Source organism: Shewanella sp. 10N.286.52.A9 (genome assembly GCF_041468985.1).
GTDB lineage: Bacteria > Pseudomonadota > Gammaproteobacteria > Enterobacterales > Shewanellaceae > Shewanella > Shewanella japonica.
On sequence record NZ_JBFRJQ010000004.1, the window covers coordinates 23,764 to 40,786 of the forward strand.

Here is a 17,023-nt window from a genome sequence, read left to right on the forward strand (position 1 = left end):
GTTTTACGGGCTTTTTTATTGGGTTTTATTCAGTTAGACACGTATAATTTAACGATTCATCAAATATCAGTCCTGAGAAATGCACGAACATGACAACAAGCATGATTAAACGCTCAATTTACGTCGCTTATACTGGCGGTACTATTGGTATGCGAAAAACCGATAATGGATTCGCCCCCGTTGCTGGATTTCTAACAGATTGCGTTAAATCTATGCCTGAGTTTTATCATGAAGAAATGCCCGACTTTGTCATAAACGAATATTCGCCATTAATAGACTCTTCAAATATGGCACCGACTGATTGGCAGTTGATCGCAAATGACATTAAAGCTAATTATGATAAATATGATGGCTTTGTCATTCTACATGGCACAGATACCATGGCATACACGGCATCTGCGCTCTCTTTTATGCTACAAGGGCTATCTAAACCAGTTATTGTAACAGGCTCTCAAATTCCTTTAGCTCAGCTACGTTCAGATGGCCAAACAAACTTATTAAACTCACTCTATATTGCAGCCAACTACCCTGTCGCTGAAGTATGTTTATTCTTTAATAACAAACTGTTTAGAGGTAATCGTTCTACAAAAGCCCATGCTGATGGCTTTGACGCTTTCGCTTCACCGAATTTTCCAATACTGCTAGAAGCTGGTATTAAAATTAACTTACGTGCAGGCAAAATATCTGAACCTACAACGCAAGCATTAGATGTTATTGAAATCAGTCCCCAACCTGTTGGCGTCATAACCCTTTATCCTGGTATTTCGACTGAGATATTCAACAACATATTAATGCAACCTGTTAAAGCGCTTATTTTGCTGACATTTGGTGTAGGAAATGCACCACAAGATAACGCTTTATTAGATACGTTAAAACAAGCCGACGAACGTGGCATTGTCATTGTTAACTTGACTCAATGTTTTCAAGGTAAAGTCAACATGGGAGGTTATGCAACGGGCAATGCATTAGCTCAAGCCGGGGTGATTAGCGGCGCAGATATGACCATTGAAGCGGCATTAGCAAAACTGCATTATTTGCTATCAAAAAATTTGACCGCTGCAGAAGTAAAATTTGCAATGAAGCAGAATCTGCTAGGTGAATTAACCGAGTAAAGACAGATTTCTAAAGTAAAACAATGGATAATAAAAAAGCCACTGCAAAGAGTGGCTTTTTTTGTGAATCAAATATTCTCATCAAATGTGATAGATTTATATGTAAAATATCAAACTCACATATTGAGCGATGTATTACTGCCTTTAAATATCTGATTCTTTGAATTCAGCGATTGATTCACCACGGAATTGTTTTTTAAGTTCAGATTTAGACAACTCATTTATCTTACCACCAGCACCAATAGTAAAGTGATCAGTTTGTTCAAGTTTACGCGCTTGATATAACATGACTACCTGTAATGTTGATTCTTTTTGTTCTGGCGATAATGCCGTGCCATCTTCCCATTTACCTGTTTCCGCAGCAGAGCGAAGACGCTGATAAACTTCATCAGGCATTTCATCAATCACTTTGTTGATATCGTTCATACACTTTTCCGTTTATGTAAGACAATTCTAGCTCGCGTAATCGTATAGCCTACGAAGCCAAACACGAAACAACCCACAGCAATATACGACGTCATTCCGGTTGCTGGTTCACCACCCCAAAACCAAATAACAACACCTGCTATAAATAACGTTAAAAACACAAAGCTATGTGTCATTAACTTATTAGATTGTTGTATATGACTTATCACACGGGCAGATTGATTATCACCATCGACTTTCACTTTGCAATGCTGACACTCTTTCGCTTTGCTAGAAATACGTTTTTGGCACGAAGGACATTCAATTAACGCCATAACTGATTACTCGCTTAAATTGTCTACTACGGCAAGCATCGCCACTAACGAAGCTTCACCTAGGTATTCGCATCGCGCAGGAGACCAACCAACAACTGGATCAGGTAAGTTATCATTATCTTTAAATGGCATTTCTAACGTATTTGCAAGACACTTAAAGGTGTTACCGACCCAGTTAGAACCAACGGTCAAGTTCGCTTTTCCTGGCTCATCTTTGTCATAACCATATTTAGTTTGGAAATCAGCACTTGCCATACCTAACGCTGCAAGGAACTGTTCTTGTAACTTGGCCATATGTGGAGTGTAATTTGGTGCACCTTCACAGCCAGCAACAAACACGTAAGGTAAACCTTCATCACCGTGAACATCATAGAATAAATCGACACCCGTCTCTTTCATCTTATTGGTAACATAATAAACCTCAGGACTACGCTCTAAACTAGGCGACTCCCACTCACGGTTTAAGTTAGTACCAACAGCATTCGTACGTAAATGGCCTCTGACGCTTCCATCTGGATTCATGTTTGGCACGATATAGAAATTAGCTTTATCAAGTAACAACTTGGCCGTTGGGCAATCGCTGTCTAATAATTGGTTTAAAAGCCCTTCTATTAACCATTCTGCCATTGTTTCGCCTGGATGCTGTCTGGCCGTAATCCAAATGTTCTTTTTAGCTGGATCGTTATCGCCAATTTTTAATAGGCTCATGTCACGGCCATCTAGCGTTAAGCCCAAGTTTTCGAGGCTAACAGCAGGATGTAATTGTACAGAGCTAATCAGATCTAGATGACGCTCGTAACTGTATGGTGCAAAGTAAGCAATTTGAATCGCTTCACAATCTAAATCAACTTGAATAGAAAGCTTTCCATCTTGATAACTCGTTGGCAGACGGAACCAATGTTGACGATCGTAACTGGCTACCGCTTGATAATCTTCCCAACCTTTTGGATAAGATGCAGTACCCGCATTCATAATGTTCAAGGTGTAAGTTTGACCGATTTCACCTTCCATACGGAAGTTAAACCATTGATAAAACTCACCACCTTCATCTGGTCGAATAGCAAGTTGAATGTCATCGTGTTTGTCTAAATTGATAGTCTCAATGTTGCCGCCATCAAAATTCGCGCTAATACGCATAGGACTTCCTTATGTAAGGTAATTATCGATTTTTTATGGCCACATCTTACCAAATGCTGTCACTCAATAAAATCTATTGCTGATTAACTGATAATCATCTGCTCAATTTATCGCTATTGTAGCCCCTCGCGTCATCACAAAGGTAAACTCCTACACAAACAGGGAACGTCACGTTTATTGAAGACATAAAAATGCCGAATAACAATATTCGGCATCATTTGAAATGTGTAAAAGAAACAAACCTAATACTCAGATAGACAAAGTCGTCGAGCAAAGACCATAAATCTATATAAGGATTGGACTAAAGCAATAACCTTTACCACGAACAGTATTAATCAGCTCACGAGGTAAACATTTGTTAGCCATCTTACGCCGCGTATTACTGATATGCATATCTAGGTTGCGATCAAACTCACCGAGCTCTTTGTGTAAAACACGCATTTGCAATTCTGCTTTAGTGACAACCTCGCCTTTTCGCTGAAACAAATATTTAAATAATCGATACTCAGTTTGAGTCAGTTTTAAATGCTGTGTATTGAGCATTACAGTATTGTTTGTATCATCAAATAAGATGTCATCAAAGTCTGATTGATGAACAACCTTTTCACTTCGACGGCGCAGTACGTTTACACGCAATAATAATTCTCTCACGTTAAACGGAGATGCTATGTAATCGTCAGCACCAAGTTCAAATGCATGAATTCGTTCTAAGTTATTATTATCATTTGCTAATACGATAACCGGAGTATGGCAATGCTTGGCCATCAGTAACCAAAATGATTCCATTTTAGGTACACAATAATCTAATAGAATAACCTCAAATTCATTACGCTCTAATTCTACTAGTGCATTAAAACCATTATCCACGATTTCAATGCTGTAGCCCATCGATTCCATTTGCTGACAAAGGCGAAGACTGTGTGTGAGTTGTTGGTCAATTAGGAGAATTTTTTTCATAACGGTCTTAATCTAAACGATAACAATTACCATTTAGATTATCACCGAGAATATGATATTACTACCGAATTTATGTAAATTTGAGACCTAAGTTAGCTTTTAGTTAATTTATTAACAATTTTGACGGTCAGTTCTCCATATTTATTGCAGAAAGCAACAATTAGGCATACCATATCGTTAATCGACGATTAACTATTGAGCCAACAGAAGCTAAGAGCCTAGACAAATATAGACAGGTTTATAGTTAAGACGTGTAACAACTACTTTAAGGAATGACCATGGTACAAAATTGTAAACAAAGTTCTGTATCAGCTTTTGAAGTCAATGAGCAGCAATTACTCATCGAAAAAACATTCGCGGCGCAAGCGAAAGCCATGTCACACCCTGCTCGCATTCGAATTCTGAAGATATTGTTTAATCTTGATGAAATTGGTGGCTGTTTAAGTAGTGACCTTGTTTCAGAAGTTGGACTTGCTCAATCTACGGTATCGGAACATATACGTATTTTAAAACAAGCCGGTTTTATAACCGCAGAACCTAAGCCTCCTAAAATTTGTTACCGCATAAACCGCACTGCACTGGCAGATTATCAGCAGCAATTTAACGATTTATTTTAACCAGACACTGATTGTTGAATAACGGAGTATGTAACAACATACCACCAACTTATCGTTATTCGACGATACACGATTAAAGTCAATATAAGAGATAGTTACTATGAATGAACCAATTCCAGAAATGGCCAGTAAAAAAATGAGCTTTCTTGATCGTTATTTAACGGTTTGGATTTTTGTAGCCATGGCAATTGGCGTGTCAATTGGCGCATTATTTCCACAAGTAGAACAGCTTACACAATCAATGAATGTCGGTAGTACCAATATCCCCTTAGCAATTGGCCTTATTCTTATGATGTATCCGCCTCTTGCAAAAGTGGATTACAAATTATTAGGTAAAGTCACTAAAGATAAACAAGTGATAACCCTTTCATTAATCATGAATTGGATTGTAGGTCCAATACTCATGTTCATTTTAGCCATGACTTTTTTAAGTGATTACCCAGGTTATATGGTTGGCATTATCTTAATTGGTATTGCTCGTTGTATCGCTATGGTATTGGTGTGGAATGATATTGGCGGTGGAAATAAAGAACTTGGTGCAGCACTCGTCGCCATTAACAGTGTATTTCAAATTTTAACTTACAGCTTCATGGCTTGGTTGTTTATCACTGTACTTCCACCCGTGTTTGGATACGAAGGTTTTGTTGTCGACATTTCAATGGCCGACATTGCTCAAAGTGTTTTGATATATCTGGGTATCCCATTTTTAGCTGGTTTTTTAACGCGTAAAATCCTAGTCGGAAAAAAAGGAGAGCAATGGTATAACGATGTCTTTATTCCTAAAATTTCGCCTGTGACTTTAATCGCTTTACTAGCAACGATTGTCTTAATGTTCAGTTTAAAAGGTGACATGATTTTAGAGTTGCCTATGGATGTATTAAGAGTTGCGTTGCCATTAGGGATCTATTTTATACTTATGTTTTTCATAAGCTTTTTTATCGGCCAAAAAATGGGACTTCCTTACGATAAAAATGCTTCAATTGCATTTACTGCCACTGGTAACAACTTCGAATTAGCCATCGCTGTTTCAATCGCAGTGTTCGGTATTCATTCAGATCAAGCTTTTGCTGGCGTGATTGGCCCATTGATTGAAGTGCCTGTTTTAATCGCATTAGTGAATATTGCCTTAAGAATGAAAGCTAAATCAGAGGCTAAATTGACAAACAAAACGATGAACACAAATTAATCTATTAATGGCTAATTTATAGCTTTACTTGTTTTTACTAAATCAATAGAGTGAGCTGCATAAGCAAATAATATTCAAAGGATTTGAAGAGTGAAATTTAACGTTTTTATAAAACGTTTATTGATATTAGCGGTAGTATTAAACCTACCGCCTATTATCACACCACTGATTTTATTAATCGGTCTTGAGCCCACATTGCTTATCATGTCTCTAGGTGTTTGGGTAAATGTACCTCTGTTATTCGAGGTACAGTTAATCGTCGATACAACACAATTGAGTTATGGATCTTTTGGGCTAAATGAAGCCCCTACCATTATTTGGTTTGCTATTACTTTGTTTTGGACAGCTTGCGCTGCAATATGTTCTGCATTAAGCCTTATCATATTTAAAGCTAAAGCTAGTACTCAAATGTAAAGAAAAATCGCGTTTGCACTTTATTATTTACACCTTATCGTTTAAACCTTGGAAATATTAAGATACGTATAAAAAAGCCGACACATGCTGTCGGCTTTTAATTGTTGTGCTCTACTATGAGAACGGTATCGCAAGTTCCGATAAACAAATTAAGTCATGCAAACTATTGGCTAGTCATTAGTTGCTTAATGTATTTAACCGGTGCACTTCCATAACTTAGAAACTGTTCATGGAATGATTTTAAATCAAACTCTTCACCTTGAGCTTGTTTCAACTCTTCACGTAAATCATAAATTTCACGATATCCAGAGTAATAACTGGTTAATTGTACTTGGCTTAATGTTGCACGGCGCCACTTTCCTTCCGCTTCTGCTTGTTGCTGGAACGCTTCCTTAGTCATAAGCTCAATGGCTTGCTCTTCAGTCATCCCATTGACCTGAATGCTGTAATCTAAAATGGTATTTGCGATAACACGTAAATTCCACTTGTAGTACATCAACCACATTTCAGGTTCGAAATTACCGTACCCTTCTTCCAGCATCATCCGTTCGGTGTACACTGCCCATCCTTCAACCATGGCACCGTTACCAAATAAACTTTTTATCAAGCTAGGCGATTCGTTTGAATATACAAGCTGAGTATAATGTCCTGGAATCGCTTCATGGATATTTAATACTTGTAGAATCCAATGATTGTATTCACGTAAATAACTTTCTGCAGATTCATCGCTCATACCATCAAGTGGTGTGACATTATAGTAAGTATTAGCAGATTTTTCGTATGGACCGGGGGCACTGATTGAGGCTCCAGCAAAACCACGCATATATTCCGGTGTTTCTCTAACAACTAACGGCTTTGAAGGATCTAAAGTCATCAATTGTTTTTCATTAACAAACTTCACTAGCTCCGGAATTTGAGCTCGGACTTCATCGACAAAATCATCTCGTTTTACATGCTTAACTGATAACACATCAATTAACTGTTTTATCGCGACATTGTCATCTTTAGGGATAGGTGTATCGATATATTTAGACCAAATATCATGTGTTATTTTAGCCATCTCATTTTGAACACGAAGTTTGTCAGCTGTCGCTTTTTCAAACAATGCTTTCCCTGACATACCAGCTTGAATATCTAATGCAAACTTTTCTTCGTAAAGCTCTTCACCAATTCTAAAACTACGTGCACCTTCTTTTTCAAGTTTAGCTTCTAGTGCTGTTAACCAATCAATATGTTGATTGATCGCTGTTTTAGCTAATTCAAAACGTGTATTGAACACTGCTTTTTCAGTTGAAGATAAACCAGATTCAGCCACTTTATTCGCTAAGTCATCTGATAATACTGAAAACGCGCCTTTATTTTGCATTATGGCAAGTTGAGTATGTTCTATCGTCGGATTCTCAATATTCGCTTGCGCAGCTAAGTAATATGCAGGCACATTTTCAAGGCGCGCAATAACAGACTGCAGTCTTTCATCTAAAGGGGCAAAATCTTCATTAATGATTTGAGCGAACCCGCCTGCCACATTGTATTGCGAAGGATTCCATTGCCATGCTTTAAACCTTTCCTGTTGCCATTTAATACTCGCCAGAAGGTTCGAAATCAGCTCAAAATCAATTAATTCACTCGTGGTTAAAGCGGTTTTATCAAAAGCAGTTAACTTAGCTTGTTGCTTGGCTACAAATGCTAAAGTTTTAGCGCGAGCCTGATCATTTGGCACTTCTAGATAGCCATCATTAACGTGTTTCCCACTGTATAACGCCCAAGTTGGGGACCATTGCCATAATGCGTTGATAAACTCATCAGAGTATTGCTGAAATGAAACTGCAGACTGCTGTAACTTAGATTGTTGAACATTTTGGGCTGTTTTGGTGTCATTAGTCATCGAATTACAACCGACTAAACTGGCTAGGCCCAATGAAATTGCGAAGGTAAGCGCTGATTTTTGCATCTTAATAAGTCCTTTTTATTCATCAAAACGATATTTTTATTGTTTTAAAAGGTTAATTTTTAATATAAAAGCGGATTTACGTTTAGTTGTTATTATTTTTATGGCATAAGTAAATCATGAACGTTATGACTTTGCAGCACAATAAACGTATTTGACATCTTTTGTGACATCTTTTTGTGAATAAAGAATCACAAAGCTGCCTTATCAACAATCAGGACGAGCACACTCGCTTTACTGACATCAATCAGGAAATATCCATGACAGCCAAATATTTCAGTTTAATACTTAATGGAAAAAAAGCCGGTATACCAGAAATTAGAACTGCGGTTTATGCACTAAGAGAAAGTGGAATAAAATTAGATGTTAAGGTCACTTGGGAAGGGCCTGACATGGAAAGGTTAATTAAAGAATCAATCGAGTCAGGTGTTGAACGAGTCATTATTGGGGGTGGTGATGGCTCACTCAATGAAGCTGTCACAGCATTAATGCATTTAAAAGACAATGTCTCGTTACCTGAGGTAGCTGTGTTGCCTTTGGGTACGGCAAATGATTTTGCTACCGCCTGTAATATACCAACCAGCATTACAGATGCCCTCACCTTTGCTATTCATAATAAGGCGATAGATATTGATTTGATTGCTGCAAACGATCGACACTTTATTAATATCGCTGCCGCTGGCTTCGGTGCGCAAGTTACTGCAGAAACACCAGTCGAATTAAAAGACTTTTTAGGCGGCGGTGCGTATACCCTTACTGGCTTAGCAAAAGCCATCGGTTTTAAACCCTACGAAGGTAGCATTACGACTGATGAAGGTAAGTTTACTGGTAATATCGTAGTCGGAGCCATGTGTAATGGGCGCCAAGCTGGTGGCGGACAGATTCTCGCACCTAATGCAAAAATAAATGATGGTTTAATGGACGTCACTTTGCTTAAAGGATTTACACCATTAGAACTGCCTCAGGTGTTAGAAGAAATACAATCTGAAACGGCTAAAGGCGAGTTTTGCTTTCACTTTCAAACTCAGTGGCTAGAAATTGATTTCCCATTAAGCTTACCGCTCAACTTAGATGGTGAGCCTTACCGCAGTGAAAAAGTGCGATTTGAAGTGAAACCAAATGCGATTCGATTTGTATTACCAGAAAACAGCCCACTCATATAGATTAACGACAACACCAATGTAATGCTTGCAGTTAGAGATGTAAGCATTACACCCTGAGGTTTATGTCTGCTTATCATTTTATAAACAATCTTCTTGAAGTTTATAAGGAAACTTTAACCCTGCTCCCTGTGTCCCGTATGAGACTTCTAATTGACATGTACCCAAGCTGTCATGATCTGGCGCTAAATGAGTTGCAGTCATAAATGAAGCGACACATAACATTAATGAAGCCATGATGGTGGCATTGCCGTAAAACAACATTAATACTTCACCCGCATTCCACTGCTCAGACAATCTATTCGGTTTCATACTCTTCCTAAAAATTGAATCAATAATCAGAGTTAATCTAGTCGAAGAATTATTAAATATTAGGGGTATTAATAGTAATCATTTCACGCCAAAGCATAAAATATATGAATAGTACAGGTAAAAATACGAACAAAATGATGTTAGTTGGAAAGGCAAACTGGAGATAAAGAAGAAATATCAGAAGATAAATTGGCGGTGACGGAGAGATTCGAACTCTCGAAAGGTTGCCCTTTACACACTTTCCAGGCGTGCTCCTTCAGCCACTCGGACACGTCACCTTTTCAATTTATTGTGCTAAAAGCACCGCCACTGTCAATGAAACAAAGTGAATAATGATTTCAATATCCTGTGAACGGACGGTACTTTACGCAAATGCGCTAGGAGGGTCAAGGGAAAATCCCCTCTTGTGTTCCTATTGCGCATTTGCTGTTCAAAAAGTCGATTAAATTCACTAACACTACGGATATTAAGCCATTAATGTCGGGAATAATCCCTTTAATCCTGCTGCAACAACTTCAATACCAATGGATAGCATTAATAGACCCATTAGACGAGTGATAACATTAATGCCTGTTGTGCCCAGAATTTTGAAGATGATTGGCGCCATTCTGAATAAGGCGAAACTCATTAAACCAAAAACGACAACAGTAATCGACATACCGAATAAATCGATCAGTTTATTATGATCAGAAGCAAAAACAATGACCGAACTAATGGCACCAGGACCTGCCATTAAAGGTAACGCTAACGGAACAACCGCTACTGATTCCATACCTGATGCTTCACGATCTTCTTCTTGGTTACGTTTAACTGGACTCAATTTACCTTGCAACATTGACATCGCAATAATGGCAATCAAACTACCACCTGCAATTCTAAATGCTGATAAAGAGATGCTAAACATGTTTAATATATGCTGACCAATGAAAATAGTAACAAGCAATATCACTACCACAGCAAAATTAGCAACTTTACCAGTATGATTACGTTCTTCTTCTGTTTGATGACTTGTTAAGCTGACAAATACAGGCAATAAGCCCACAGGGTTGATAATCGCTACTAAGCCTAAAAAGAACTTAACATAAAGCATTAAATCCACATTTATACCCTCAAATATCGTTAGTTTTTGTGGCTGAAAAAATAGTCGCGCAACTTTACTGTTTTTTGTTTCTTTTTCAATCGTGTTTTCTTAAAAGTTTGACTTAGGTAATAGTAATTTTACACTTGCTTAATACTCATTAGTAACGACATCGTCGCCGTCACATTGACCACTGGTGTTCGCTCGTTTTGAATCATAAAAACATATTATTGAAATTAAGTTTCAAAATTCAGTTATTATGAATAATTCTAAGCCTTAAAAGAATAATATTTGTTATAATAACCATAGTTCTGAATTTCAATTACGCTGAGTTATTTCGATAACTTTTATGATAATAATAAACAGCATAAAAAAGCTAAGTTAAGGTTTTCAATGGGTAAACGTAACCGAATTAGTCAAAAAAATGGGCAGCGAAAATTTACCTGCTCAAGAAGAAGATTAGCTTATTTTTTGTGGATAACAAAAACAGGCCATAAATGTCCTCCAACAGAACTCAAACTTGCTGATAAAGACTAGGTCATTACTATAAAGCTTGCGCTTTGACACAGAGTTACCGCCACTTTATTCGTAGTGATTTTTTAATATCATCAACATAAACTAGCTAAAGTGACACAAAAAAAGAGATGCCATTAGCATCTCTTTTTTATTGGTTAACTGTAATGACAGTTTTATTTATTTTCAGTCCAGCGATCCATCCAGCCTAAAACATTTTTGTACCACTGCTGTAGATTATCTTGATTAAGGATCCAGTGATTTTCGTCTGGGAACATTAATAACTCTGATGGGATACCGTTACGCTGCATATAGGTAAATGCCGCTAAGCCTTGACCATATGGAACACGGAAATCCTTTTCGCCATGAATAACTAACATCGGCGTTTTCCAGTTTTCAACGTAATTAACTGGGTTAAATTTCTCGTATAAATCTTTGTTTTCTGTATACGTACCGCCAAACTCGTACTCAGGGAACCATAGTTCTTCTGTGACGTGATACATAGAGCGCATGTCAAACAAACCAGCGTGGTTAACTAAACACTTAAAACCGTCGCTCCAATTACCTTGGAACCAATTCATCATGTAACCACCGTATGAACCACCTAAGGCACATGCGTTTTCAGTATCTAACCACTTTTGTTGCTGGCCTACTGCTGCTAAGCCTTTTTGTAAATCTTCTAAAGGTTTACCGCCCCAATCTTTAGATATTGAATCAGTAAAGGCTTGGCCATAACCTGTTGAACCATGGAAATCTACCATCACCACACCGTAGCCAGCACCTGCCCATAGTTGTGCATTCCAGCGACCACTAAATGAGTTGCCAAATGAACCTTGCGGGCCACCGTGAACTAAATATGCAACTGGGTACTTTTTACCAGACTCGTAGTTAGCAGGTTTAATCCAGTAACCATGTACAGTCTCGTTGTTCCAGCCTTTAAAGTTAAACTGTTGGAATTCACCAAATTGAATTTTGGCTAACTTATCTTCGTTGACATTCGTTAGGCGTGTTAAATTTTCGCCTTCTAAACTAATTTTGTATAAATCACCAGGTTCAACCAATGACTTGTTACTGAAAATAATGCTTGAATCAGTCACAGCAACTAAGCTGTTGCTGCCATCATTATAAATTGGTCGAACATCACCAAACTGTGTGTTGACCTCGAAGATACTGACTTGACCAACGTCTTGAGCTGTCACATACAATGTGCGTCCATCATCACTAAAAGTCAGTGAATGTGGGCTGCGATCCCATAACGGTGCAACTTCTTTTTCCGCGCCAGTTACAGTGTCACGTAGCATAATACGGTAGCGATCGGCTTCAAAACCTGGTTTGCTCATCGCTAAATAGGCTAATTGACGACCATCTTTTGAATATGTCGGTTGTGCATCCCATGCTAAGTTTTTCTCAGTAAGGTTTTCTGCATCACCACCAGTTACTGGCACTTTCCATAAATCATAATTCGTTGTCCAAGCCTGATCTTTGCTTGGCGCTTTAGCGCTATAAACGATGTGTTTACCATCTGCGGTAAAAGTGACTTCTTCCATTCCTGAAAATGGCTTTGGCGGCGTTTCAGTATCTAAACCAAATGTGACGTCAACAACTTCAGTAACAGGCTTACCATTTAGCTGGCCTACAAATAAATGGCTACGGGCATGATCTTCCCAAGTATCCCAATGGCGAACCATTAATTGCTTATATTCACGGCCAGTTGTTTTCTTATTTTCTTCAGCTTCAATGCGATCGACTGTGCAAGTTAAATCTTTACAGTCTGGGAAAACACGCATATTCATGACAACTTGTTTGCCATCGTTTGAAAGCTTGTAGCCATTCACATCAAGTGGTAAATCGGTGACTTGCATTGCTTCACCGCCAGTTAACGGCAGATTAAAAAGCTGACTGGTACCATTACGAGCCGCTAAGAAGTAAATTGATTTATCATCAACACTGAAATTAACATCATGTTCGGTGCCACTGTGTGAAGTAATTTGTTTTGGTTTGGCGTCTTTATTTGTTAAGTCCAATAGATACAAATCAGAACGGCTTTCACCCTGTTCATCAATTTGTTTGACCGCATAAACCAATTTACTACCGTCATTTGACACGGCAGCAGAATGAAGCTTATTTAAATTTACCAGCTGTTGAACATTAAATGGCGTTTTGCTTGTTTCTGCAGCTTGTGCAGTTAACGCAAAACCTGCGGCAGTTAGCGCAAGTAAAAGCGATGATTTTCTCATTTGATGATGTTCTCTTGTTATTTTTTGTTGTTTATAGCAATAGCATTGCCGATATAATTCGGTTCAACTTTAAACGTTGACGCCGTGTAGCGATGGCCTGTTAGATTCTCGTTGTTGTTCTGCAACCGCTATGTTTAAAAAGCTGATTAGCACAGTACCCAAACAAAAACGCTCAGGCAATAGAGCAGTTCAAAAAAATGAAGCATTCTATTTCTGAGCGTTAATTTTTATCCAATCTGGCTAAATATAAACCACAAATGGACCGTATTATCTAGCATCGCAAGCGTTAATTAGCTTTTTGCGTTAGCAATGTTCACTTTCCAGATGGCAGGACCCGTTTCGTGTGCATTCACGCCTTGAGTATCCACCGCCACAGTAACTGGCATATCTTTAACATCGAACTCGTAAATGGCTTCCATACCTAAATCTTCAAATGCAACAACACGAGACTTTTTGATTGCTTTAGAGACTAAGTATGCAGCGCCACCCACAGCCATTAAGTAAACCGCTTTATGTTTCTTAATTGACTCAACGGTTTGCGGGCCACGTTCTGACTTACCAATCATGCCCATTAGCCCAGTCTTTTCAAGCATTAGGTCAGTGAACTTATCCATTCGTGTTGCAGTTGTAGGGCCTGCTGGGCCAACCACTTCATTACCAACAGGGTCAACTGGGCCTACGTAGTAAATAAACTTACCAGTAAAGTCTACCCCTTCAGGTAAGCCTTCACCTGATTCGATAAGGGTTTGAATTCGCTTATGCGCAGCATCACGGCCCGTTAACATTTTTCCGTTAAGTAATAAGGTATCGCCACTCTTCCAAGTTTCAATTTCAGCTTGAGTAACATTGTCTAAATCAACTCTGTGCGTGTTTTCACCTGCTTCACGGGTAATTTCAGGCCAGTCAGACAATGAAGGTGGAGATAAATCAGCTGGACCTGTTCCATCTAAGTGAAAGTGGACATGTCGTGTTGCAGCACAGTTCGGGATCATCACAACCGGTTTAGATGCAGCATGTGTTGGTACTGATTTAACTTTAATATCTAGCACAGTGGTTAAACCACCGAGCCCTTGAGCACCGATACCCGTATTATTGGCACGCTCAAAAATATCTAAACGTAATTTTTCTTCAGTTGTTTCAGCGCCTCGTTCCATTAATTCATGGATATCGACTGGATCCATCAATGATTCTTTCGCTAATACAGCGGCTTTTTCAGCAGTGCCACCAATACCTATACCTAACATTCCTGGAGGACACCAACCTGCCCCCATCGTCGGTAAGGTTTTTTCAACCCAAGCAGCAATATCATCTGATGGGTTTAACATCACCATCTTAGATTTATTTTCTGACCCACCGCCTTTCGCTGCGATCATCACTTCAACATGATTACCAGGTACCATGTCGATATGAACGACCGAAGGCGTGTTATCACGGGTGTTTTTTCGAGTACCAGCAGGATCGGCAACAATAGACGCACGTAACGGGTTATCTGGATTGGTGTATGCTTGACGTACACCCTCATCGACCATTTGCTGCACGGTCATATCCGTTTTATCCCACTGTACACCCATGCCGATTTTAACAAACGTCGTCACAATACCCGTGTCTTGACATAAAGGACGCTTGCCTTCAGCAGACATACGAGAGTTGATAAGAATTTGTGCAATCGCGTCTTTCGCCGCTGCACTTTCTTCGCGATCATAGGCTTTAGCCATCGCATCAACAAAGTCTTTTGGATGATAATAAGAAATATACTGTAATGAATCTGCAATGCTTTCGATAAAGTCAGCTTGCTTAATTACAACACTAGCAGAATGTGTAGACATATAGGGGCGCTCCAGCAGCCGTTGCGGCATAACTTGTTTTATTTTTATTTGAATACTCTAAATTGTATTCATTTAGCTATTAATCCTTGCAAGGACAATATGATACTCTTTCCAACCTTTTTGGGCTACATCACTTTTTAAATAGGTTTAGTAATGCGTTTAATTAACTCCCCATCATTAGCTGTCAAATCACTCGATTGGGCTCAAGATAGTCATACTGTCTTTAGTGCCATTGCGCAGCAACCATGGGCAATGTTATTAGACTCATCCCATACCGGTCATCAAGATGCCAATTACGATATTATCGTATTCAATCCAGTGGCAACAATAGAAAGCATAGCTGACAATATTCAATGGAAATTTCATCAAAAAATCACAAAAAATCAGGATTTTGCACCAAAGAGCAAAACACGAGTTTCATTAACTGTTTTTGATGTTATTCAACAATTACAAACCTATCTTTACCCAGTAAAACAATCAAGCCAGCTACCTTTTAGCGGTGGCGTGGTTGGCAGTTTTAATTATGACTTAGGTAGAATAATCGAAAAGCTACCTCAACAAGCACTGAAAGATATTCAGCTTAACGATGTAAACCTTGGTTTTTATGACTTTGCCTTACTTTATTGTCATCAGCAACATCAATGGTTCGCTGTCCATTATTTAGGTGAAGAAGCACTCAATATTGAATTGAATAAAATTGATAACTTAATATCAAAAAAAGAGAGCCCTCACGAAACACAAGAGTTCACATTAACTTCTTCTTGGCAAAATCAATCAACAAAACAACAATATACAGAAAGGTTTAACAAGGTTCAGCAATATCTTCATCAAGGTGATTGCTATCAAATTAATTTAACCCAAAGATTTAGTACAAGTTATAAAGGTGATGAATGGCAGGCATATTGCGCGCTTTCAGATGCTAACAAAGCCCCCTTTTCAGCCTTTATACGGTTAAAAAATCACTGCATTTTATCTATTTCACCTGAACGATTTATTCAGCTTCACGACAATAAAATATCCACCAAACCAATTAAAGGCACCATGCCTCGCGGCGCCACATCAGATCAAGATTCTCTGTTTGCAGAGCAGTTACGTCACTCAGAAAAAGACTTAGCTGAAAACGTCATGATTGTTGATTTACTTAGAAATGACATCAGCAAAGTGGCTACAGCGGGTTCCGTGAATGTACCGAAATTATTTGAGATTGAGAGTTTTCCTGCAGTACATCATTTAGTCAGTACAGTAGAAGCGACACTCGACAGCCAATATGATGCGGTAGATTTACTTAAAGCGGCTTTTCCTGGTGGCTCAATCACTGGCGCGCCCAAAATCCGTTCAATGGAAATTATCGAAGAATTAGAGCCTTCAAGACGCAACATTTATTGTGGCAGTATTGGCTATATCAGTCAGGATGGTCGTATGGATACCAGTATCACCATTCGTACCCTTGTCACTGAAGATAATAAGCTTTATTGTTGGGCCGGAGGCGGAATCGTTGCTGATTCGAATGTTGATGCTGAATATCAAGAATCATTTGATAAAGTCAGTAAAATTTTGCCAATACTTACTAACGTTAATCAATCCAACGTTAATCAATCCAACGTTAAAAAATCTAACCTTAGACAAAGCTAAATCATCAAACGTTATGGAAATTAACCATCAATAATGCGTCAATTTCCATACCTTAAGTTTTACGCTAAGACTATTAATAACTGCCTTTTAATATCAGCATTTTGATACAAAGCGATTAATTGAAGGGTCTTGATACCGACTTTTGATACCTGGC

General features: G+C 38.5%; 15 protein-coding genes and 1 tRNA gene. 6 read left to right on the plus strand and 10 right to left on the minus strand.

The window, feature by feature from the left end; genetic code table 11:
* Nucleotides 1–101: 101 nt before the first annotated feature.
* Nucleotides 102–1,112 (plus strand): asparaginase, encoded by a 1,011-nt coding sequence (gene ansA / locus AB4128_RS02645; protein ID WP_119969263.1) that lies wholly within the window; start codon nucleotides 102–104, stop codon nucleotides 1,110–1,112.
* A gap of 144 nt (nucleotides 1,113–1,256) precedes the next feature.
* Here the strand turns inward: ansA and AB4128_RS02650 are convergent, their stop codons facing one another.
* From AB4128_RS02650 to AB4128_RS02665, 4 genes are all read right to left on the minus strand, one after another.
* Nucleotides 1,257–1,538, minus strand: coding sequence for a YeaC family protein (locus AB4128_RS02650; protein ID WP_055024590.1), 282 nt, complete (start codon nucleotides 1,536–1,538; stop codon nucleotides 1,257–1,259).
* Nucleotides 1,535–1,852, minus strand: coding sequence for a hypothetical protein (locus AB4128_RS02655; protein WP_055024591.1), 318 nt, complete (start codon nucleotides 1,850–1,852; stop codon nucleotides 1,535–1,537). Before AB4128_RS02655 ends, AB4128_RS02650 begins: the two co-directional genes overlap by 4 nt.
* Before the next feature lie 6 nt (nucleotides 1,853–1,858).
* Nucleotides 1,859–2,989: a M14-type cytosolic carboxypeptidase gene (locus AB4128_RS02660; RefSeq protein WP_055024592.1), complete on the minus strand. Its 1,131-nt coding sequence runs from the start codon at nucleotides 2,987–2,989 to the stop codon at nucleotides 1,859–1,861.
* A gap of 285 nt (nucleotides 2,990–3,274) precedes the next feature.
* Nucleotides 3,275–3,946: a response regulator transcription factor gene (locus AB4128_RS02665; protein ID WP_055024593.1), complete on the minus strand. Its 672-nt coding sequence runs from the start codon at nucleotides 3,944–3,946 to the stop codon at nucleotides 3,275–3,277.
* Between the two features lie 278 nt (nucleotides 3,947–4,224).
* Here AB4128_RS02665 and AB4128_RS02670 point away from each other — a divergent pair, with 278 nt between their 5' ends.
* From AB4128_RS02670 to AB4128_RS02680, 3 genes are all read left to right on the plus strand, one after another.
* The gene (locus AB4128_RS02670; RefSeq protein WP_055024594.1) at nucleotides 4,225–4,563 is read left to right on the plus strand and encodes a helix-turn-helix transcriptional regulator; all 339 of its coding nucleotides are present in this window, start codon (nucleotides 4,225–4,227) and stop codon (nucleotides 4,561–4,563) included.
* A gap of 121 nt (nucleotides 4,564–4,684) precedes the next feature.
* Nucleotides 4,685–5,749, plus strand: coding sequence for an ACR3 family arsenite efflux transporter (gene arsB, locus AB4128_RS02675; RefSeq protein WP_162838651.1), 1,065 nt, complete (start codon nucleotides 4,685–4,687; stop codon nucleotides 5,747–5,749).
* Between the two features lie 90 nt (nucleotides 5,750–5,839).
* Nucleotides 5,840–6,163, plus strand: coding sequence for a hypothetical protein (locus AB4128_RS02680; protein WP_372036694.1), 324 nt, complete (start codon nucleotides 5,840–5,842; stop codon nucleotides 6,161–6,163).
* Between the two features lie 163 nt (nucleotides 6,164–6,326).
* Here AB4128_RS02680 and AB4128_RS02685 read toward each other — a convergent pair whose 3' ends face one another.
* Nucleotides 6,327–8,114 (minus strand): DUF885 domain-containing protein, encoded by a 1,788-nt coding sequence (locus AB4128_RS02685; protein WP_372036695.1) that lies wholly within the window; start codon nucleotides 8,112–8,114, stop codon nucleotides 6,327–6,329.
* Between the two features lie 257 nt (nucleotides 8,115–8,371).
* On the opposite strand from AB4128_RS02685, the gene yegS reads away from it, so the two are divergent.
* On the plus strand, nucleotides 8,372–9,274 hold the full coding sequence (gene yegS / locus AB4128_RS02690; protein WP_372036697.1) for a lipid kinase YegS: 903 nt from the start codon (nucleotides 8,372–8,374) through the stop codon (nucleotides 9,272–9,274).
* A gap of 78 nt (nucleotides 9,275–9,352) precedes the next feature.
* On the opposite strand, the gene AB4128_RS02695 is transcribed toward yegS, so the two are convergent.
* The 5 genes from AB4128_RS02695 to AB4128_RS02715 form a co-directional block, all read right to left on the minus strand.
* Nucleotides 9,353–9,583, minus strand: coding sequence for a hypothetical protein (locus tag AB4128_RS02695; protein ID WP_055024599.1), 231 nt, complete (start codon nucleotides 9,581–9,583; stop codon nucleotides 9,353–9,355).
* Between the two features lie 190 nt (nucleotides 9,584–9,773).
* Nucleotides 9,774–9,861, minus strand: a tRNA-Ser gene (locus AB4128_RS02700).
* Nucleotides 9,862–10,049: 188 nt separating this feature from the next.
* Nucleotides 10,050–10,682 (minus strand): YchE family NAAT transporter, encoded by a 633-nt coding sequence (locus tag AB4128_RS02705; protein ID WP_372036699.1) that lies wholly within the window; start codon nucleotides 10,680–10,682, stop codon nucleotides 10,050–10,052.
* Between the two features lie 668 nt (nucleotides 10,683–11,350).
* Complete coding sequence (locus AB4128_RS02710) at nucleotides 11,351–13,411, minus strand: S9 family peptidase (RefSeq protein ID WP_055024601.1); 2,061 nt, start codon at nucleotides 13,409–13,411, stop codon at nucleotides 11,351–11,353.
* A gap of 290 nt (nucleotides 13,412–13,701) precedes the next feature.
* Nucleotides 13,702–15,237: a fumarate hydratase gene (locus AB4128_RS02715; RefSeq protein WP_065108016.1), complete on the minus strand. Its 1,536-nt coding sequence runs from the start codon at nucleotides 15,235–15,237 to the stop codon at nucleotides 13,702–13,704.
* Between the two features lie 153 nt (nucleotides 15,238–15,390).
* Here AB4128_RS02715 and pabB point away from each other — a divergent pair, with 153 nt between their 5' ends.
* A complete protein-coding gene (gene pabB, locus AB4128_RS02720) occupies nucleotides 15,391–16,869 on the plus strand; it encodes an aminodeoxychorismate synthase component I (protein WP_372036701.1) in 1,479 nt (492 codons plus the stop codon).
* The last annotated feature ends 154 nt before the right edge of the window (nucleotides 16,870–17,023 follow it).